Source organism: Acinetobacter septicus (assembly GCF_019355975.1).
In the GTDB taxonomy this organism is placed as follows: domain Bacteria; phylum Pseudomonadota; class Gammaproteobacteria; order Pseudomonadales; family Moraxellaceae; genus Acinetobacter; species Acinetobacter ursingii.
Window position 1 is genome coordinate 1,409,685 of record NZ_CP079898.1, and the last position, 20,397, is coordinate 1,430,081.

At 38.1% G+C, this 20,397-nt stretch carries 17 protein-coding genes; 3 read left to right on the forward strand and 14 right to left on the reverse strand.

What is annotated here, in order from left to right; translation table 11 throughout:
• Positions 1-16: 16 nt before the first annotated feature.
• The gene (locus I6L31_RS06730) at positions 17-1,066 is read left to right on the forward strand and encodes a glycosyltransferase family protein (RefSeq protein WP_005002439.1); all 1,050 of its coding nucleotides are present in this window, start codon (positions 17-19) and stop codon (positions 1,064-1,066) included.
• A gap of 63 nt (positions 1,067-1,129) precedes the next feature.
• Entirely contained in the window at positions 1,130-2,059 is a 930-nt protein-coding gene (locus I6L31_RS06735) for a glycosyltransferase family 8 protein (RefSeq protein ID WP_005002436.1), read from the forward strand.
• A gap of 33 nt (positions 2,060-2,092) precedes the next feature.
• Here I6L31_RS06735 and I6L31_RS06740 read toward each other — a convergent pair whose 3' ends face one another.
• From I6L31_RS06740 to I6L31_RS06780, 9 genes are all read right to left on the reverse strand, one after another.
• Positions 2,093-3,028, reverse strand: coding sequence for a glycosyltransferase family 2 protein (locus tag I6L31_RS06740; RefSeq protein ID WP_005002432.1), 936 nt, complete (start codon positions 3,026-3,028; stop codon positions 2,093-2,095).
• A 38-nt stretch (positions 3,029-3,066) separates the two neighbouring features.
• Entirely contained in the window at positions 3,067-4,131 is a 1,065-nt protein-coding gene (locus tag I6L31_RS06745; protein WP_005002431.1) for a glycosyltransferase family 4 protein, read from the reverse strand.
• Positions 4,128-5,159, reverse strand: a complete 1,032-nt coding sequence (locus I6L31_RS06750; protein WP_005002428.1) for an ELM1/GtrOC1 family putative glycosyltransferase — start codon at positions 5,157-5,159, stop codon at positions 4,128-4,130. Before I6L31_RS06750 ends, I6L31_RS06745 begins: the two co-directional genes overlap by 4 nt.
• Positions 5,143-6,147, reverse strand: coding sequence for a glycosyltransferase (locus tag I6L31_RS06755; RefSeq protein WP_005002426.1), 1,005 nt, complete (start codon positions 6,145-6,147; stop codon positions 5,143-5,145). The genes I6L31_RS06750 and I6L31_RS06755 overlap by 17 nt, the downstream gene beginning before the upstream one ends.
• Before the next feature lie 8 nt (positions 6,148-6,155).
• Positions 6,156-6,932 (reverse strand): polysaccharide deacetylase family protein, encoded by a 777-nt coding sequence (locus I6L31_RS06760; protein WP_407652505.1) that lies wholly within the window; start codon positions 6,930-6,932, stop codon positions 6,156-6,158.
• 34 nt (positions 6,933-6,966) lie between these two features.
• A complete protein-coding gene (locus I6L31_RS06765) occupies positions 6,967-7,866 on the reverse strand; it encodes an ELM1/GtrOC1 family putative glycosyltransferase (protein ID WP_004992905.1) in 900 nt (299 codons plus the stop codon).
• Positions 7,867-7,937: 71 nt separating this feature from the next.
• A complete protein-coding gene (locus I6L31_RS06770; protein WP_004992903.1) occupies positions 7,938-8,864 on the reverse strand; it encodes a branched-chain amino acid transaminase in 927 nt (308 codons plus the stop codon).
• A gap of 26 nt (positions 8,865-8,890) precedes the next feature.
• Positions 8,891-11,638, reverse strand: a complete 2,748-nt coding sequence (gene glnE, locus I6L31_RS06775) for a bifunctional [glutamate--ammonia ligase]-adenylyl-L-tyrosine phosphorylase/[glutamate--ammonia-ligase] adenylyltransferase (RefSeq protein ID WP_005002420.1) — start codon at positions 11,636-11,638, stop codon at positions 8,891-8,893.
• A 64-nt stretch (positions 11,639-11,702) separates the two neighbouring features.
• Complete coding sequence (locus I6L31_RS06780) at positions 11,703-12,971, reverse strand: sensor histidine kinase (RefSeq protein ID WP_005002418.1); 1,269 nt, start codon at positions 12,969-12,971, stop codon at positions 11,703-11,705.
• Positions 12,972-13,249: 278 nt separating this feature from the next.
• Here I6L31_RS06780 and I6L31_RS06785 point away from each other — a divergent pair, with 278 nt between their 5' ends.
• Positions 13,250-14,821 carry a sensor domain-containing diguanylate cyclase gene (locus I6L31_RS06785; RefSeq protein WP_171064964.1) on the forward strand — a complete coding sequence of 524 codons (1,572 nt, stop codon included), beginning with the start codon at positions 13,250-13,252 and terminating at the stop codon, positions 14,819-14,821.
• Positions 14,822-15,296: 475 nt separating this feature from the next.
• Here I6L31_RS06785 and I6L31_RS06790 read toward each other — a convergent pair whose 3' ends face one another.
• The 5 genes from I6L31_RS06790 to I6L31_RS06810 all read right to left on the reverse strand — a co-directional run bounded on the left by I6L31_RS06790 (position 15,297) and on the right by I6L31_RS06810 (position 20,263).
• Positions 15,297-16,100, reverse strand: coding sequence for an enoyl-ACP reductase FabI (locus I6L31_RS06790; protein ID WP_005002413.1), 804 nt, complete (start codon positions 16,098-16,100; stop codon positions 15,297-15,299).
• A gap of 158 nt (positions 16,101-16,258) precedes the next feature.
• Entirely contained in the window at positions 16,259-16,990 is a 732-nt protein-coding gene (locus I6L31_RS06795; protein ID WP_005002411.1) for a Bax inhibitor-1/YccA family protein, read from the reverse strand.
• Between the two features lie 352 nt (positions 16,991-17,342).
• The gene (locus I6L31_RS06800; protein WP_005002409.1) at positions 17,343-18,797 is read right to left on the reverse strand and encodes an NAD(P)(+) transhydrogenase (Re/Si-specific) subunit beta; all 1,455 of its coding nucleotides are present in this window, start codon (positions 18,795-18,797) and stop codon (positions 17,343-17,345) included.
• Positions 18,798-18,809: 12 nt separating this feature from the next.
• The gene (locus I6L31_RS06805; RefSeq protein WP_004992891.1) at positions 18,810-19,124 is read right to left on the reverse strand and encodes a proton-translocating transhydrogenase family protein; all 315 of its coding nucleotides are present in this window, start codon (positions 19,122-19,124) and stop codon (positions 18,810-18,812) included.
• Positions 19,125-19,135: 11 nt separating this feature from the next.
• On the reverse strand, positions 19,136-20,263 hold the full coding sequence (locus I6L31_RS06810) for a Re/Si-specific NAD(P)(+) transhydrogenase subunit alpha (RefSeq protein ID WP_004992889.1): 1,128 nt from the start codon (positions 20,261-20,263) through the stop codon (positions 19,136-19,138).
• Positions 20,264-20,397 lie beyond the last annotated feature (134 nt).

The following is a 20,397-nucleotide window of genomic DNA, read 5'->3' on the forward strand; positions in this document are numbered from 1 at the left end:
TGATTGGAGAGCAATTTTGCCACTTCGTTCACTTAAGATATTACATATAGCCAATTTTAAACCCGAAAATAATGGAATGATGTTTTATAACACTGACGCAAAAGTTCAACATGGTCTCATGGAACTTGGTCATTATGTATATCCTTTTGATTATAAATTTATGGTGAGAAAAAGTAATATTTTCAATACGACATCTCTTTCTCATAAAAAAGTGCATAATCAACTTATTGATTTATGTAAAAATATTCATTTTGATCTTATTTTAATTGGTCATATTCATTTACCTAAAACACTATTAAAACAACTAAAAACAATTAATGATTCTAAAATCGCAATGTGGTTTGTAGATCCAATTAACGAACCACACCGGCTGGATCATTTCAAAGAAATGCAAGATGAAGTTGATCATATTTTTATCACTACTGCGGGTGAACACTTAAAACAACTTTCAGAAGTGTGTCCACATCCTCTATTTGCATTTACACCGAATCTAAGTCTGGCTTCAATTGAACACTCTCGATCTGATTGGCACAAATACGACTACGATTGTGTATTTTGTGGCTCGAATAGTAAATATCCTGAACGTGAACAGTTTATTAAAAATTTAGTTGAAGAACTTCCAAATTTGAAGTTTAAATTAGGCGCCTGTTTAGGACATCCTTCTTTATTTGGATATGAGTATCAAGCTGCCGTTCAAAACAGTTTAATGGGCATTAATTATTCCAAGTATAATAATATCTATATGTATAGTAGTGATCGTATTGCACAGCTTACAGGTATGGGCACTTTAGTATTTACGGCTAGGACACCAGGGTTAGATATTTTATTTCCAGAAGATAGTATTATTTATTTTGAAGATTTTAATGAATTACTCAAAAAAATTGATTACTATCAAAAGCATCCATTACAGGCTATTGAAATTGCAAAAAAAGGCTATGAAATTGCGCATACCCGTTTCGAGGCAAAGACGGTTTTGCAACAATGGTTAAATTTAATTTATAATCAATCTTTAGATTCGGTTTGGCAAGATGAAATTTACACTAATGGCAGCAAACTAGAAGCCTGAGTCACCCTCTATTCTTTTTATACTGGATTAAATAAAATCCAATTATTTAAACTGTGAAACCAAATGAATTATTTTAATAGTTTTATCAAAGAGTCTTTTCGTCTTTTCAGTGAACAGCCGACTTTTATTCCAGACTTAGACATTGCTTTTGCTATTGATAAAAACTACTTAAAACCTTGTGGAATTACTTTATTCTCTATAGCAAAGAACAATCAAGATTTAAAAATTAATTTCCATATTTTTACAACGTATTTTGATTCATTTGGCTATGATGAAATTATAAGCCAGTTTAAAAATACACAAATCTTTGTCTACATTCTAAATACTGAACCTTACGATAAATTACAAGTCAATGGGCATTTCACAACTGCAATCTACTACCGATTATCGATAGCAAATATTTTTAAAGATAAGTTGGACAAATTTATATATCTAGATGCTGATATTTTATGTGTTAGTAGTCTAAAACAGATTTGTTCAATTAATATTGAAAATAAAGTTCTTGCAGCAGTTCAAGATAAATGCATGAAACCAACTTATATTGAAAGCATTGGCTTAAATCCAAATGATAAATACTTTAATTCAGGCGTTCTTTTAATTAATACAAAAGAATGGAACAATTTTGATGTATTAACAAAATTTAATACGCTTATTTCAAAAAGAGATTATAAGTTCCCAGATCAAGATGTGCTTAATATCTTACTGAAGAATAAAATGATTTTTATTGATCAAAAATTCAACTATTTTACTCGAGACGATATTTCACCAGCTCTTATACATTTTGTAAGCTCTCCTAAACCTTGGAGCATCGCAGCCTCCCACGGAGAATTGTATTTAAAGTATTACTATCAATCGCCTTGGAAAGACCAACCACTTGATGCACCTAAAAATTCCAAAGAAGCAAAGAAGTTTGCTAAAATATTATGGCGAAAAGGAAAATATCTAGCTAGTATTCAATGGTATATATTATATATACAAAAAAAATTTAGCTAAATATCCTAAAATTAAAAAATGATTACTGCTATTTTATAATTTTAGGAAAAATTTAGTCTTATACATGTAAAACAATAAAGGACTTGTATATTTAAACTTTAACTTAAAAGTATTAAGGCATCTATGATCTTTTATATAAAAAATGTCTTCTTTAAACATATTGTAAAATTTTAAAAAATGATAAAAATTCTTTTTTAGCATTACCCCATATAAACACTCAATCAGCTTAAAATATACACATTCAAAACACTTGATATTTCTATATAATCGATAAAAACTAATAGCATAATAAATACTATCAAAAAATAGTTGATTTTTTTTAGCTGTTAAACTACTTTCATTCAATCTATATATCAAAAGATGATCGACTAATTCATAAATCTTCAATTCATCCCGATATAAAAACGGAAATGCCAAAACATCTTCAAAAATATAACCCTCAACAAATTCAAAATCTTTCAATAAGTCTTTTCTGAATACTCTCAACCAAGGTTGCCATTTATCCTTAATAAAATTTTTTATTTTAAACTCTTGATTAATAATGTGAGTTGACGTCTCATCAACAAAACACATATCAACAATTTCATTATTTTCCTTTTTCATATAAGCATTATAATGAATAATTGAAATATCATTATGATTAGTAATAATATCTAAAATTTTTTCTATATATTTTGGGCTAACAACATCATCAGGATCAAGAAAAGTGACGAATTGTCCAGTACAGACTCTTAGTGCATTATTTCTAGCACTGCTTACACCTGCATTAGACTGATTTAAAATCAAACAATTAATATCATGCTTATCAATAGAATCATTTAAAATCATAATAGACTGATCTTGAGTTCCATCATTAACAAAGATTAACTCAATAGATGCTTCTATTTGAGGAAATAAGCTATCCAAAAACTCCTGTATATATTTCTCTACACCATACACAGGAATAATTATAGTTAATAATTTATTCATTTTTCTTTAAATTCATACAATTAGCAAATTATCAATTTTTACTTCATATAAAAACTGATGACTTCATTGATCAGACTATTATGCTCTTTCGCAATTTGCTCAAAACAATATTTCTCTAAAGCCTCTTTTTTACCTTGCTGAGCATATTTTAAAGCTTCATCAGGATGACTAATTAAGTATTCAATTCCATCTGCTAGACTAATCGCATCATCAGCTTTAGCACACCATGCATTTACTTGATGCTTTGCTGTCTGTCGAATACCAATATCATCTGTGGTAATCAATGTCTTTCCCCATGCAAATGCATCTAAAATTCCAATTCCTTGGATCTCAGTGATTGATGGCAAAGCAATTATATCTGCTTGCTGTATTAAATTAATTTTATCGTCCCCACCAATCCAGCCAGGGAAACTCACAAGATCATCCAAACCTAACTGACTTGCCTGAGCTTTACATTGTTCAAGCATTTCGCCTTGACCCGCTAAAACTGCGCTAAATGGTATTCCTCTTTGCTTTAATAAAGCTAAAGCATCAATTAAAACATGAACACCTTTATTAGGTACCATTCGTGTCAGCATGACAATATTTACAGACTGCTTAAGTGGCTTAGGACTTGCTTCAACCTTTGGTAAATAAGTAAGATTTGAAATGACACGTTGCGGTTTCTTTTTTTCCTCGTTACTTTGTAACGCTTGAACAAGCTCTTGCACATAAGGCGTAATATGTAAAAATGCGTCTGCACGCAAGGTTCTTTTAACATTATGGCTGTGGTTGACCGCAAGTACTGGTATTTTCTTTTGCATGCCCAGCATCGCATTTTTAAATAACCAAACAGCTTTTCCACTATGCGCTACAATTAAATCTGGCTGTTGTTCCTGAATAAATTTGCGTACTTTTAACGCGGCCGCAATACTATAAAAACCTGTATTTGGAATCACATGAATTGGCCATTCACCACTATTCAAATGCGCATTTTCCTCCCCACGTAGTAATACTATCTCATGACCATAACTTTTTAGTGTATTAGCGATATCCAGTACAGCTTGCCAACGACCACCTGTAGCATCCCCATATACCGTATTGATGATTTTAAATTTTTTCAAGAGAAGAGCCTATCTTTCAATAATTGTGCTAATTTTTCACTAGGTTCGTATTTTAATGGTTTTAGTACATTTTCGCTATCCTGATCCATATTGGATAAATCTGAAATGGGTTGCACTGTAGCTAATTCAGTTCGTTCAATTCGTTGCAATACCCCACCAAACCGCTGATCAGGATTAAATTCAAAAGGATAATAGACCACTAAAGCTCGCATAGCACTGATCGTTTCCATCATCATCGACATCGAATCAGCCCCACAATATACCCGATCAGAAAGTCCCAAAAAAGCATGTAGAACCTGACGTGGTGCTTCACTCCACCACACCGCATCAATGATTATATCGTCATTCAAATGTTGCTTTAGTATGTTTTCAGCCTGCCCCCCTGTACGTCGTGAGGTACTGATTAACCATCGAATATCAAATTGATGTGCAAGTTGATTCATTTGCTCTGCCAGTATTTTCCAGTCTGAATCCTGATAAATAGCACCGGCTCCATTACCTCCAATAAGCATCGTCCACACTGGTTTCGTTAATACAGCGTGTTCGTCGCGCCATTGTTCAGCTTGCTGAGCCAATACTTGTTGATCAATCGCCATAGGCGATACATCAAGACTTATAAAAGGTTTAGCGAGATCAGGTTCCAGTACCAAAATAGCATCAAAGAGCTTTGCATTTAAATGCCGAAGTGAGCCACAAAATATACTTTTGGCATGCAAAACTTTAGAAATCCAAATGACTGCATAAGCCGTGTTTCCGCCTGCACCAACAATAATATCCGGAGATTGTTGCGGAAGTACATCACCCCGATAAAAATAATGAAGTTTATTCAAATCAGGAAGAGTTGAATTGAGCAACCAACTTAATGGACGTCGTAAAAAACCCTGATTAAGTTTCAAATCAATCCAACAAACGTCTAACTCGAATAAATGCTGTAAAGCAAATAAAACGCCTTTAGATTGATTAAAATGACCTGGCACACCATCACTGATAACCCAGACTTTTTTAGTTTGTTTAAGCGTGTCCGTCATCTAAAAGTTCCTGATATACCCTTGCCGTATGTTCAACCATGGCATTGATGGTCAAATGTTGCTGTGCAAAATGAAAAATTGGTTCAGCGTCTTTTTGTAACTGTGAAAAATGTTGAATATGCTGCTGCAATAATTGATGAAGTGCCTGTGTATCATTAGCAGGACAAATCATAGAGGGTAATAACACCTGCGAAACCATACCAACATCTGATGAAATCACTGGTCGTTTTAACAACAGTGCTTCAGAAAGCGTATAAGGACCACCTTCGTTCCGAGAAGAAATGACCAAGAAATCTGATTGCAGCAATAAATCATTAATATCATCACGATGCCCCCAAATTTTAATACGCTGAGATAACTGTGTTTGTTCAATTTGTTGCTGTAAGACCTGTCGGTCAGGTCCATCCCCAACAATCCATAGCCCTGCATCAACTTCTTTCCAAGCCTCAATAAGTAAATCAAACCCTTTAGCTTTCACTAAACGCCCAATGGCAATCGCTTGTAGGGGATAAGTTGCAGATTTACTATTTATAATAAAATCAGGTGGCCTCACACCATTCAATACCACGCGAATCTTGGATTGAGATGAAAATTGATTGGCAACTCTTTGACTCACCGCAATAATCCGATCATAACGATTAAAAGCTTTAATATTCTTTTTTAAATTATGTAATGTGGCAACATTCGGGACATTTAACCATTTTAACATTGGTGCAATCATCGAGACTGCTTTGTTCGCTTGGACGTGTAAGACATCCGCTTGGATAGATTTAATCGTTTGATAAAGCTTCCATAATAGAATCGGGTTATTACGGCTCTTCGATAAATCAAGGGAGTAGAACTGAACATTTTCAACACGTGATCGATATTTTTCATGAGCAATCAAACTGACACGATGTTTCAGTTTTATCAATCCATTAGCAAGCTCAATCACGTGTTTCTCAAGTCCGCCTTCTTCATCGCCTGCCATCACCATACAAATATGCATAATAGCTCCTACAGCCCACGTTTCCCAAGTTTCAATCTTAGTTTCACTGCAAATAGTGAATCCTTGCCGCTGATTTTAATGCGTTGAAGCTGAAAAAAATCAGGTTGATCATTATCAATCCCTTCAACAGTAGTTACAGCATTTGTATAATTTGCCTGTCTCACCAGTTCCACATCACGTTCAGAGTAAATACCAAAAGGATAAGCAAAACTACTTACTGTTTGACCAGTGATCTGTTCAAGTTGGTGTTTGGACTCCACTAGTTCATCCAGGCATTGCTGATCTGTGAGTTTCGCGAGATTGGCATGCGTCAAAGTGTGTGAACCGATTTCAACTAAACCCCTTTTCGCTAAAAAAAGAATTTGTTCATCACTGAGTTTTGGTTCTCGTGCCAACTCACCGCTATTATGATGTGCTTTTTTATAAGTTGACCAATCTCTATCATGACGATCGACAACGACGTAAATAGTTGCCTTAGCCTGATATTTCTCAAGGATTGGAAAAGCATTTTCCAGATTATCTAGATAACCATCATCAAAGGTAATTGCAACGGTTTTTTCAGGATGTTTACCCCAGTTTTGCTGTAACTCCTGCATAGTAACAAAATGAAAACCTTGCGCTTTCATCCATGCTACCTGTTTTTCAAATTCAGCAGGTTGAACGCGTAATTTATTAAATTTCGCTCCATCAATATGTTCTCGTACCATGTGATACATCAGAATACGTGGTCGCTTCCAATCAATTGCAGGCTTCCACCACGCATATTTATAGCTGAATATAATCATTGCCAAAACAAGAACTAAAGCGAGATAAATCACATCATTGACCTGAATAGGATTTCAATAAACATGTTGCCACACGCTCTGCTTCTTTAAAAGTCTGTTGTTGCGGAAGTTGAGCAGTTTTAGTCTGTGTCCCAACAATATGATCTAGGATTAGAGCATCAATCACATGTGTAATACGGTCCTGTTTCAATCGATCCATTGCAATCACCCCAACACGGCAACCTGCCGTCAATGCTTCAAAAATCATCGAAACACTATCTTCTGTCACATAAACCGTTTCCGCCAGTTGCATTTGTTCAAAAATCCAGCCTTGTGGAGTGTGTTCTACAGGGAAAATGTCTAATTGCGACGCATAATCTTGTTTTTTTAAACGATCCAAGAAATGCTCAGGCGTTCGTCGGGAGGTCGTCAAGATCAACTGACAATGTGAATTGTGCTGAACAATCTGTTCTATTGCCGTTAAAACTTTATTTTCGTTCCATTGATGTCGTTTTGAAGTTCCGCCAAGCGCAATTAAAATCCGATTGGCTTGATGACGATGTTCATTTTCAATTGGATTTAAAGCACCTTTGGTGACAATTACTTGATCAGATGCAGCAATACCATCATGTTCAGGAATAATGGCGTAGTCAAAACAGTGAATAGGTAAGCTGGGTTTCATCAAGATTACAGTTTTCGCTTGAGGATAAACTTTTCCCAATAACCAAACTCGAAGATGAGTATGCGAACCTACCCCAAAAATAAAATCAGGCTGTTGCGCAATACCACTCACTTGATGGCTAAATAATCCTTTAAAAATACTCAATAAAGCTAAGTTTTCTAGCTGAATTTCTTCAAAACTGGTATTGGGATTTTGCTGATGTATGGCTTGATATAAACCTAAAGCTTGTGATCGATGTCCCGCCTTTGCATCACTCACATATACGATATGCATTTTATTTTCCCAATATCACAAGCACAAAAAAGGCGAAACATCAGTTTCGCCTTTCATCTTAACTGATTCAATTATTTAACGTAAGTTAACCAGTGTTCATATTTTGGATTTTTACCTTGAACGGCATCAAAGAATGTTTTTTGAATAATCGTCGTGATCGGGCCACGACGACCTTCACCAATTTGACGATCATCATATTCACGGATCGGTGTAACTTCAGCCGCAGTTCCAGTAAAGAACGCTTCATCTGCAATATAAAACTCGTCACGGGTAATACGACGCTCAACCACTTCATAACCCAAATCTTTGGCAATGGTAATAATCGTTTGACGAGTAATACCATCCAATGCGCCACCCGCAATATCAGGGGTATGTAACACACCATCTTTTACCAAAAATACGTTTTCACCAGAACCTTGGCACACATAGCCTTGTGGATCCATCAACATCGCTTCATCATAGCCTGAATGCGCTACTTCCTGATGAGCGAGAATGGATAAGGTATAGTTACCAGAAGCCTTAGCTTTACACATGGTCACGTTTGGATGATGGTGGGTAAACGAAGATGTTTTAACACGAATACCTTGCGCCATCGCTTCTTCACCCAGATACGCACCCCAGCCCCATGCTGCAACTGCGGCATGAATCGTGTTATTAGTCGCGGCAATTCCGAGTTTTTCAGAACCAATCCAAATAAGTGGACGCAAATAGCATGAAGCTAATTTGTTTTCACGCACCACATCAATTTGCGCTTGCTCAAGAGTCGCCTGATCAAATGGAACTTTCATTTGATAAATTTTTGCAGAGTTCAGCAAACGTTTAGTGTGGTCTTGGAGACGGAAAATTGCTGTGCCTTTAGGTGTTTCATAGGCACGGACACCTTCAAAGACACCCATACTGTAGTGTAGCGTATGAGTTAAGACGTGGATTTTCGCATCACGCCAGTCAACCAATTGTCCATCTTGCCAAATAAAACCATCACGATCAGCCAAATTCATGGCACACACTCCAAATTTTTACACAATCATTCACTCTCCAGCACCACCGTTGATACTGGATCTATTAATCTTTGCCATAACTTGCAAACGACCTCGCGGGTATCGCGCCAGTCCGCAGCACTGACTTGCATGGATTGATTTGCAAGGGCTAAGCGGTGGCTCTCGGCTCGTTCACTGAGATAAGCGTGTATCAATGCTGTGGCATCTTCACTGGATAAGCAGCCTGCTTGAGCAGCATCTTCAAGAATTCTTACATTGTCGGAAAAATGGGCGAGATCAGGATTCGCACCACTCCATGCAAGCACCATATACTGTGCCATAAATTCGATGTCAACGATACCACCTGCGTCCTGTTTTAAATGAAAAATCCCATGTTTTTTTTGTTCTGAGGAAGAACCTAAATGGTCTTTCATTTTCTGACGCATTTTTAATACTTCTTCCTGAACGTATTTTTCGTCACGTGGCTGGGTTAATATTTGTGCACGCAAGTGGGCAAATTTATTTCTTAAATCCATTTCACCTGCGATAGAACGTGCGCGCACCAATGCCTGATGCTCCCATAACCAGGCACTTTTTAACTGATACTGTTCAAATGCTTTCAGACTCGTGACCAATAGCCCAGCTTCGCCAGAAGGTCGTAATCGGGTATCAATTTCATACACGCGACCATCCAGCGTTTGCGTAGTCATGAGTGATAAAAACTTTTGGGCAACGCGAACAGCAAACTCAAAGCCAGTAATGGCTTTTGGTCCATCGGTTTCAGCTTGCTCATCAAAATAATGAATAAAAACCAGATCCAGATCAGAACCGTATCCCAGTTCGATTCCACCGACCTTGCCATAGCCGATCACGGCAAAGCCAGTATGTTCCAGTGAACAGCGTTGCCCTTCTGCATCCAGTGGATAACCATGTCGTTTCACCACCGTCTGATAGGCCAGATTCAATGTCGCAATCACACTCACTTCTGCAATATCCGTCAATGCATCGGAGACTTTCATCAGTGGACTTTCAGCTAGAACATCACTGGCAGCAACCGTCAGTACATTGCTCTTTTTAAATAAACGCAGTACCCGCATTTGATCTTCAACTTGATCAATTTCAATCCGTAGTAATTGTTGACGTAGTGAATCTTCGAGATCTTGACGCTTTGGCAATTCAAAATCCATCGATAAAAATTCATCTAATAGAACAGGATATTGAGTCAATTCTTCACAAATCCACGGACTTACCGTTGCCATTTTGACCAATCGTTGCATAGCCCCACGGCTTTCCATCAACATGACCAGATATACGGTACGACGCATCACCGACTCAACTAAAGGCATCAAACGTGTCAGTGCAACTTGCGGTTTATCCGACTGTAAGACGGCTTCAATAAAATGCGGCCAAAAATCTTTTAAACGCTGTACCGCTTTAGACGGCAGTTTTTTCAGGGCATTACCATGCCAAAATTCATGAATCAGATTTTTGGTTGAATCATCTAGCACTGCATCTAAGCGCAGTTCAAGCTGAGTTTCGGTTTCTGCTGGTGAAGCAACTTCTTCCTGAATCAGATTTTTAAACTGATCACTGACCCGTGCACGTTTTTCATTTAAAACCGCTAAAAAAGCATTCCATGAATCATAACCAAGCGTATCAATCATACGCTGTCGCAAATCAGGCTCTACAGGCAACATCTGCGTTTGCTGATCATTTAAAGCCTGTATCGCATGTTCAACACGTCTTAAGAATAAGTAAGCATCTTCAAGTTCAATGACTGCCTGCGAATCTAGCAGACCGACTTGTCCCAAATGGTGCAAGCTCACCAGACATTGGCGATCCTGCAATTCGCGTTTGGACCCCCCATAAATGAGCTGAAAAACCTGCACAATAAATTCAATTTCACGGATCCCGCCCGCTCCTAATTTAATGTCATCGGCAATATTACGACGAGCGACTTCTCGCTCAATCATAGCTTTCATTTCACGCATGGCTTCAAAGGCGGAATAATCAACATAACGACGAAACACAAAAGGTCGCGTCATTTCTAGTAAATGATCACCGCGTTTTCCACCACTAATAATACGTGCCTTGATCCACGCATAACGCTCCCATTCTCGCCCATGCTGAATCAGATATTTTTCTAGTGCCACATGACTAATTGCTAAAGCTGAACCATCTCCCCAAGGACGCAAGCGCATATCAACCCGAAATACAAAACCATCTGCGGTGATATGATCGAGCAAATAGATGAGTTTTTGCCCCCATAAAATACAAAACTGCTGAACATCAATCGACTTACGACCATTGGTTTCACCCTGCTCATCAAAGGCAAAAATCAGGTCAATATCACTGGACAAATTGAGTTCTTGAGCCCCCAATTTCCCCATGCCTACCACGATCAAATCCTGAATCTGACCATCGTAACCAATCGGTTCGCCATGCTTGGCAAGTAAAGGTGGAAGCGCAAACTGCTTGGCTGCACAGATACAGGCATCTGCAAAATCTGAAAGTTCACGGGTAAGTGTGATCACATTAGTGAGTTGATTGGCATCTTGCCAAATCCAGCGGAACATGAGTTTGGCACGTAAGATACGCAATGTGCGCATCCACTGACTTTCATCTTGAATGTCTTTTAATTCTTGTTCAACACGCTTAAAAATATCGTTAGTAGTGAGTGCATGATGAAATTGATCGATTGCATAATCTTGTTCTAAAGCAGTTTGATGTAAACCCAATACCTGCTCGGCATATTGACTCGCTCTTAATGTTTTTTGCAACTGCTCAGTATTCATAACAAACCTGCAACTTCTATTTAACATAGTTATAACAGTTGCAGGTTCATTTAGGGAAATCTATTTATGCAACAGTGACATCGCCGCTATCTTTTTGAGCAAGCAACATTCCAGTTCCATCCGTCGAGCAAGGCAATACCACTTTGAATATCGTGCCTTCTCCCTCTTTGGAACTGACTGAAATTTTTCCAAGATTGAGGTCAATAAATCGTTTACATAACGTTAAACCCAGACCCGCACCTTTTTCCCCATCAGTTCCTCTTAAACTTGCCGTAATTCGAGGATGGAAAACGGTAGACATTTGCAACTCTGTCATGCCCAAACCATTATCTTCGATCTGAATTTCAATACCATCATTGGTAAAACTGGCACGAAGTGCCACAAAACCATAACCATCTAATCGTGTAAATTTTAAGGCATTTGAAACTAGATTTTGGATCACCGAAGTAATCATATTGATGTCGGCATATACTTTTAAATCTTCTGGAATTTCGTCAATCAGCGCAATTTTCTTTTTAATCGCCAATGTATTTAAGACCTTAATGACAATCGAGGTTGCTTGTTTGAGGTTAAAGTTAATTGGATGATAGACAAAGCGACCACCTTCTGCCATCGCCCATTCCAACAGGCTTTCTAACAGATTGTAGGTCGACTGTGACGTTTCATATAGATAGTCTGCAATATTTTGCACACTTGATTCGTCTAAAGTATCACGCTCTTTGGCTAAAACTTCAGAGAAGCCCAGCAAACCATGAAACGGCGCACGCAAATCATGTGAAATAATAGAAAAAAACTTAGTTTTACTAAAATTCAAAGCACACTGCTGTTCATATAATTCATTCAAAATCTCATGATTATATTTAAGCTCAAGATAACGCGAAAAATTCATCCCATGTTCAGCAAGCAATGAAATTTTAACTGGATCAAAGCTTTGCTCATCATTATCAAAAAATAATGCAATTCCTATCGATTCATTATTTTTTAAAATATTAACGGCAATAATACGATGATGTTCTACGCCGCCTTCATTCATATAGGCTGAAAAATCCATATAATGCGGATGTTTTTGATCAATAAAAACGCGATCTTCAAAAAATTGCGCATTATTACGTTTTTGTAATTTAAGTACCGCATGAATCTTCTGATCAGCATGATGCCAAAAATAAGTTTCTTCATGGAAACATAAAATTGCCTTTTGAGCCCCGATCAAGTTTTTACCAAATTCTAAAAACTGTTGAATCAGATTATGCTCACTTTTTAGACCAAGGAGTAGCGATAAGCGGCAAGCACTTAGCTGATCTGCTTGATCAAGCTCTAACAACTGTAAACTCATGGTCCGCCTCATGGCAATTGTGATTATTATGGTTAGAATATGGAGAATAAAAACAAAATAATAAAAAATAAAAATGAAAAAATTACACCACTTACATTTAGCAAATTTTTACCAAAAAATCAATGATAAAAGTAAAATAATCTTAAGCTTATGATAACTCACTGCTTTTAATTGTAGGGTTATTCCAAGAATAAATACCCCATTTTTTTAATATTTAATTCGATTAAATCATTCAAAAAATATACTATACAATGCAAAGTCAGATATTTTTTTATTCCATGATTTTCAAACAATTAATTCACTCATTACAACTCAATCTAAGAAAGTTAATTCTGCTTCTGGCTATTTTTAGCGTGATTAGTCTGTTTATTATTTCATTATTAGTAAGTTACTATATTCAAAAAAATCAACTCATTAACAACTCCCTTTCAGTCAATATGGAATATGCATCCAAGATTGCCAAAGGAACTAATAGTCATTTCAAAATGATGCTCAAAGAGTTGGACTATAGTGCCAAACTCTTGGGTCAATCCTTTGACAATGAACAAGTCATGCAAGCGGAAGTCGATCGGTTGAAATTTCAGTCTGATTATTTTAATAGTGTGATTGTGTCTGATCGTAATGGGAACATTCGAAGTTTTGCCCCTGAACAATTAAAACTCAATAAGAAGGTGGTAAATCACACGCTTGGCTTTGAAATGTCACTCAAAAATCAGTCAACGGTGGTCACACCGCCTTATTCATCTATTACAAAGAATTTAATTGTATTTTTATCTCAACCTATTTTTGATCAAAATCATCAATATCTAGGGTTTATTGGCGCTGCGATTTATCTCAAAAAAGACAATATTTTGAATGAACTGCTAACCATGAAATATGGTTATAAAAAGAGTTACATGTATGTCATTGATAGTAATCAGCATATTATTTTCCATCCTGATGAAAAACGGATTGGTACTTTAGACACACAAAATAGTGAACTCAGTACCATGCTGAAAGAAAAAAATGGCAAGATTCAGATCAAAGATGGTTCAGGTGAAGATAATTTGGCTGGATTTGCATCTATTCCAACAACTCAATGGATTGTTATTTCTCAACAGCCCACGCGTGAGCTTTTAGCACAAGCATCTTCAATTATTGTAAAAATTATTGCTGGTATGCTGTTTTTTTATGTGTTTATCTTTTTTATTGTATGGCGAATTTCTTATTTAATTTCAGCACCATTGGCTCAACTCGCCAAGATGGCAAGCCATTTAAATGCGACCACAACAGAACATAAAATTAAGGAAATTGATCCTTGGTATTATGAAGTGCTCAAATTTAAATTGTCCTTATTATTAAGTTCTCAACAATTCAAACAAAAGATTTCTGAGTTAAATTTTTACGTCAATACCGATCCACTTACCGGTTTTTATAATCGTCGTGGTATGGAATTATTTTTAGATGAATTTATTAAATCTGAAACACATTTTTTTGTGATTGCACTTGATATTGATCATTTTAAAAAAGTGAACGATGTTTATGGGCATGAAAATGGTGATCTCGTCTTAAAAATTATCGCAGAAAAAATTAAGGAGAATTCACGAGATATCGATGCATGTTGTCGTATTGGTGGCGAGGAGTTCATTATTTTAGCACCAGCGATAGATTCTTCTACTGGTCTTATTATTGCTGAACGTATTCGAGAAGCAATTGAAAATACAGTGATTCCAGAAGTCGGGAAAGTGACTATTTCCATCGGTCTTGCCTATTGGCCAAACTCTTCCAAGGATATTAAACGTGTTTTTAAAGTGGCCGATGAAAAATTATATGAGGCAAAAGCTGAAGGTCGTAATCGTGTTCAATATTAGACTGCTTTCATGATGGTTTAAATCTTCTTTATTTTTCTCCCACAGGCAGAAATAAAAGGGACTTGTGAAAGAAGTCTATTCAAAATAGAGTCAATTATTAGCATAGGATTGAAGCGTGAAAAATGAAACTTCCACTGACATTTTGGTAGATTTTACCTGATGTCATAGGCGTTTCAATTTGGAGTAAACAAAAGCAAATTTTAATTCGCCTCTATTTTTCCACATGAATGACTTGATCCTTTGTTCCCACCACTTTTGCTCACTGTGGATGAATTTCAGGTCGGTGTTGTAAGGGGTTGTATTCAGAATACAGTATGATGCTACGGCGCATTAAAGTTAATTTGCTGGCATGGCGTTGTTCTAGATGGCATTGTTCTAGATAGGCATGTTGCTAAGATAGTTTTAAGTCAAATTTAGTTGATAAATAAAAAATGATGCCGCAGCATCATTTTTTTATCGAATAAGGGTTTTATTTTTACTCATCATCCATCATCGATGCACTCATACCAACCGTATTAAAGCCAGCATCTACATACATAATTTCACCTGTAATCCCTGAAGCCCATGGTGAACACAGGAATAATGCAGCATTGCCCACTTCTTCAATGGTCACATTACGTTTTAGTGGCGAAATTTTTTCATTGGCATCTAACATTTTACGGAATGATTTAATCCCTGATGCCGCCAAAGTACGAATTGGTCCTGCTGAAATCGCATTGACACGAATACCATCCGCACCCAAACTTGATGCTAAATAACGCACACCCGCTTCAAGTGAAGCCTTTGCCATCCCCATGACATTATAATTTGGCATCACACGCTCAGAACCTTGATAAGTCAAAGTCAATAAACAGCCTTGACGCACTTGTAACAAAGGCTTTGCGGCACGTGCCATCGCCACGAAGCTATAAGCACTGATGTCATGGGCTATACGAAAACCATCACGATCAGTTACGTCGGTAAAGTCACCATCTAATGTATGTGCTGGGGCAAAACCAATTGAATGCACCACCCCATCCAGACCATCCCAGTGTTTTGCCAACTCTACAAAAGCATTGTCAATTTCAGCATCCACAGCAACATCACAAGGAAAGACTAATGATGAACCAAATTGCGCAGCAAACTCATCAACACGTTTTTTTAATTTTTCATTTGGATAGGTAAATGCTAGTTCAGCGCCTTCACGATGCAATGCTTGTGCAATACCAAAAGCAATTGATAATTTGCTTGCAATACCAGCAATCAAAAAACGTTTACCAGTTAATAATCCTTGTGCCATGGGTAACTCACTTGAAAAAATTTATATGCATAATGCCAAGCTTCTGGCATTTGCGAAATTGCATAATGCATCTTTTTTACCTTTTCATAAGAAAACTGTATAAAAAAATCTCTCATTTCGAAGCGATTTTTTTACGGACTGGTAAAGCAATGAACTTTTTAGTCATTCGACAAAATGCCAATCAAACGCAAGAATGAAATATACATCCAGACTAAGGTTGACAATAATGCAATCCCACACACCCACTCAAACGCTTTAGGTGCATGCTGCGCAGCCGCAGATTCAATTAAATCAAAATCCAGAATCAGATTAAGCGAGGCAATCACAGCAACAAATGCCGCAAAACCTATCCCTAACCAATTACTTTCAAAGATGTACGGTACACTTGATGCAAATGCTAGTCTCATCACCAGTTGCACCAAAAATACAATCGCAATTGCAATGGTGGCAGACATGACCACAGCTTTAAATTTTTCAGTAGCGCGAATAATTTGGAATTTATATAAACCAAACATCACCAAAGTCGTCACAAAAGTGGCCAATAACGCCTGTAAAGGTGCACCTGGAAATTTCGCCTGAAACATAAACGAAATCCCACCTAAAAATGCGCCCTCAAATAAAGCATAAGGAATCGCCAAAGTCTGGGCAGTGTTCGGTTTAAAGGTTGCAACTAACGCAAGAATCAAACCACCGATTGTCCCTACCCACGTTGCAGCAGAAGCCAATGCAAAATTCAAGCTAAAAGCACAATAAAAAAATACAGCCAAACCTGTAATGGCAGCAACCAATGTTAAAGCAATCGATTTCTGTACTGCACCAGCAACCGTCATGGAATGTCCCACATCGCTGTAGGTTTCAACCCGAGTTAGAATAGGGTTATTACTTTGCATACTTATCTCGTTGTTTTAATAAAATTAATCATATAAACATTGTAAGGGTGTTTTATAAAAAACCAATGTCACAAAAATTTGTTTTTGTAACAACATTTAGTCTAAAAAGATTAGATTTAGTATTAGCATCTTTATGGCTTTGTCTAAACAAGATTGTGAAACACAGAAAATTAGAAATATAAAAAGAGTTTAAAACAAGAATGAAAGAAGTCGAATAAAATAAAAAGCAGATTAACCGATATCTGAAGATGAATATTGATGATTGAAGCAATCTTCGTAACCATATCCTTGTTATTGATCAGCTAAAGCATAAAAAAACCACCCGAAGGTGGTTTTTTAATATCGAGTCAGATTAGTGACCACCACCATTCACAGCTTTCGTCATATCCTCTACCACTTTCTTGGCATCACCAAACACCATCATGGTTTTTTCGTTATAGAACAAGTCATTGTCCAGACCTGCATAACCCGTTGCCATAGAACGCTTGATCACCATAATCGTACGTGCTTTATGTGCTTCCAAAATTGGCATACCATAAATTGGAGAGCTTGGGTCATCTTTTGCAGCAGGGTTGACTACGTCATTGGCACCGATCACCAATACAACATCAGTCGCTGGAAAGTCTGAGTTGATCTCGTCCATTTCCAAAATATCTTCATAAGCAACATCAGCTTCTGCCAAAAGTACGTTCATGTGACCCGGCATACGACCTGCAACAGGGTGAATCGCAAAACGAACTTTTACACCTTGTTCTTTCAGGATTTCACACAACTCTTTCACTGCATTTTGTGCACGGCCCTGAGCCATACCATAACCCGGTACAATCACCACGCTATCCGCATTTGACATCAGGAAGCCTGCATCGTCTGCTGAACCTGAGCGATAGTTACGTTGAACTTGTTCGCCTTTAGCAGCACTTGCAACCGCAGCGCCGCCCATTGCACCACCAAACAATACATTGATGATACTACGGTTCATCGCTTTACACATGATGTAAGACAGAATTGCACCTGATGAACCCACCAATGAACCCGCTACAATCAACATATTGTTTTCAAGCGTGAAACCAATACCCGCAGCAGCCCAGCCTGAGAATGAGTTTAACAGTGACACCACAACTGGCATATCACCGCCACCGACAGGGGCAATCCACACCCAACCAAACGCTAGTGCAAGAATGGTCATTGACCAGAATGCAGCCATGTTGCCTGTCGTAAAGAAATAAATCCCACACGCCAACATTGCAATAAAAATCAAGGCTTGAACAGGTTTTACCCATGAACCAGAAATGGTTTTCGCCCATTTCTTGGCTGCCAATTTACCATAGGCAAATACAGAAGCAGTAAAGGTAATCGCACCAACGAAACAACCGACAAACAATTCGAATAAATGTACTTTACTCATGTGGGCATGTTGAACACCCGCAGCAGTTAACGCCGCTTCATTTTGTGCAAATAATGCAGTCAGTTGATTGTTGTGTAAAATTGCAGCAATCGCAATTAGAACCGCAGCCAAACCGACTAAAGAGTGCATTAAAGCAACCGTTTCAGGCATTTGGGTCATAGGAACGGTACGTGCACGGCTAATACCAACCACTGCACCCAATACCATTGCCCCTACAATCATCCAGACTACAGGATGATCAGCCACAAAAAACGTGGTCAATACAGCAATGGCCATACCGACCATACCGTAACGGTTACCTGAGATCGCTGTTTTGGGGCTAGACAAGCCACGCAACGTCAAAATAAAAAGAACTGCACCAATCAGGTAGAACCAACCCGCATTGTCTCGAATAAATTCCATGTTTCAGTCCTCTTATTTCTTCTGCTTCGGCTTAAACATTTCCAGCATGCGCGCAGTCACTGCGAAACCACCAAAAATGTTAATACTGGCCAAGAACACGGCAATTGCGCCAAGCACACTCACGACATTAATAGATTGGAAATCCACATTTCCCTCAACCCCAATCATTGGCAGACCCACCGTCTGAATCATCGCACCTACGATAATGATCGAAGATAAGGCATTGGTTACTGCCATAAGTGGCGTATGCAATGCAGGTGTCACGCCCCAAACCACGTAATAACCTACGAAGATGGCAAGGACGAAAATTGTAATCGTTTCAACCATGAGAGATCTCCTTAACCACGTTTCAGCAGTACTTGACCGCCATGAGTGACCAATAGGGCTTTTTGAATTTCTTCTTCTGGATTAATTGAGAAATTCTTGTCGGCATCAAATAATGTCTCAACAAAGTTAAAAACATTACGTGCATAAAGTGCAGAAGCTTCGGTCGAAAGTGTCGATGGAATATTCGGAACACCCAAAATTTTCACACCATTTTCAGTAAATACCGTTTCACCGACTTTAGAGCCTTCCACATTTCCGCCAGTTTCAACTGCCATATCCAAAATGACCGAACCTGGTTTCATTTTAGCGACGGTTTCAGCTTTGATGAGACGCGGCGCATTACGACCCGGCAACAGTGCAGTGGTAATCACGATATCAGCATTGGAAACCGCTTTATCCACGATTGCTGCTTGGTCTTTGATGTACTGTTCGCCCGGTGTCCAGCCGTAACCATTTTTAGCTGCTTCATCTGCACGGGCTTGTTCTTCTGGCGACATTGGTACGTCTAACCATTTTCCACCCAAAGACTCTACTTGTTCTTTCGCTGTTGGACGTAAATCAGTCGCTTCAACCACAGCACCAAGACGTTTTGCAGTTGCAATGGCCTGAAGACCTGCTACACCCACGCCCATAATCACCACACGCGCAGGTTTTACTGTACCCGCGGCAGTCATGAGCATCGGAAACATACGTTGATATTCAGCCGCAGCTAATAACACAGATTTATATCCCGCCAAGTTGGCTTGAGAAGATAAAACGTCCATATTTTGGGCACGAGATAAGGTACGCGGTAATAGCTCTAACGCAAATGCAGACACGTTTTGACTCGCGAACTGATCTAAATCAGGATTACGATATGGGTCAAACATTGCCACAACAGTGGTATTGGCTGAAAGTTTTTGAATTTCGTCGCTTTGTGGCGCGCGAACTTTCAAAATCAATTGGCTGCCCTGATAGGCATCATCCTGAATGGTCGCACCAACCTGCTCATAGGCACTGTCGATATAAGCAGCTTTTACTCCTGCCCCACGTTCAATGACTACGTTGTGGCCAGCGCCAATCAACTTCTTTACTGTCTCAGGTGTCGCGGCGACACGATGTTCACCCGCGACTGTTTCAGTTGGGATTCCGATCTGCATGAGCGTTCCTCAAGCTAATTTCCTTAAGTGTAAACATCGTGATAAACGATGTTTCCCCCAGAGTGTGTTCTTGTTGAATTTTTGGATTTTAAGCAAACTTTTGGAAAATGCTACCCATTATTTATTTAATAAAT

Bases quoted from the DNA above. Each gene is read 5' to 3' on its own strand.
- I6L31_RS06785 (WP_171064964.1), top strand. From the start codon at position 13,250: ATGATTTTCAAACAATTAATTCACTCATTACAACTCAATCTAAGAAAG.
- I6L31_RS06800 (WP_005002409.1), bottom strand. From the start codon at position 18,797: ATGGAATTTATTCGAGACAATGCGGGTTGGTTCTACCTGATTGGTGCA.
- I6L31_RS06740 (WP_005002432.1), bottom strand. From the start codon at position 3,028: ATGAATAAATTATTAACTATAATTATTCCTGTGTATGGTGTAGAGAAA.
- I6L31_RS06790 (WP_005002413.1), bottom strand. From the start codon at position 16,100: ATGGCACAAGGATTATTAACTGGTAAACGTTTTTTGATTGCTGGTATT.
- I6L31_RS06750 (WP_005002428.1), bottom strand. From the start codon at position 5,159: ATGACGGACACGCTTAAACAAACTAAAAAAGTCTGGGTTATCAGTGAT.
- I6L31_RS06755 (WP_005002426.1), bottom strand. From the start codon at position 6,147: ATGCATATTTGTATGGTGATGGCAGGCGATGAAGAAGGCGGACTTGAG.
- I6L31_RS06760 (WP_407652505.1), bottom strand. From the start codon at position 6,932: ATGATTATATTCAGCTATAAATATGCGTGGTGGAAGCCTGCAATTGAT.
- I6L31_RS06795 (WP_005002411.1), bottom strand. From the start codon at position 16,990: ATGCAAAGTAATAACCCTATTCTAACTCGGGTTGAAACCTACAGCGAT.
- I6L31_RS06770 (WP_004992903.1), bottom strand. From the start codon at position 8,864: ATGAATTTGGCTGATCGTGATGGTTTTATTTGGCAAGATGGACAATTG.
- I6L31_RS06765 (WP_004992905.1), bottom strand. From the start codon at position 7,866: ATGCATATCGTATATGTGAGTGATGCAAAGGCGGGACATCGATCACAA.
- glnE (WP_005002420.1), bottom strand. From the start codon at position 11,638: ATGAATACTGAGCAGTTGCAAAAAACATTAAGAGCGAGTCAATATGCC.
- I6L31_RS06780 (WP_005002418.1), bottom strand. From the start codon at position 12,971: ATGAGTTTACAGTTGTTAGAGCTTGATCAAGCAGATCAGCTAAGTGCT.
- I6L31_RS06805 (WP_004992891.1), bottom strand. From the start codon at position 19,124: ATGGTTGAAACGATTACAATTTTCGTCCTTGCCATCTTCGTAGGTTAT.
- I6L31_RS06735 (WP_005002436.1), top strand. From the start codon at position 1,130: ATGAATTATTTTAATAGTTTTATCAAAGAGTCTTTTCGTCTTTTCAGT.
- I6L31_RS06810 (WP_004992889.1), bottom strand. From the start codon at position 20,263: ATGCAGATCGGAATCCCAACTGAAACAGTCGCGGGTGAACATCGTGTC.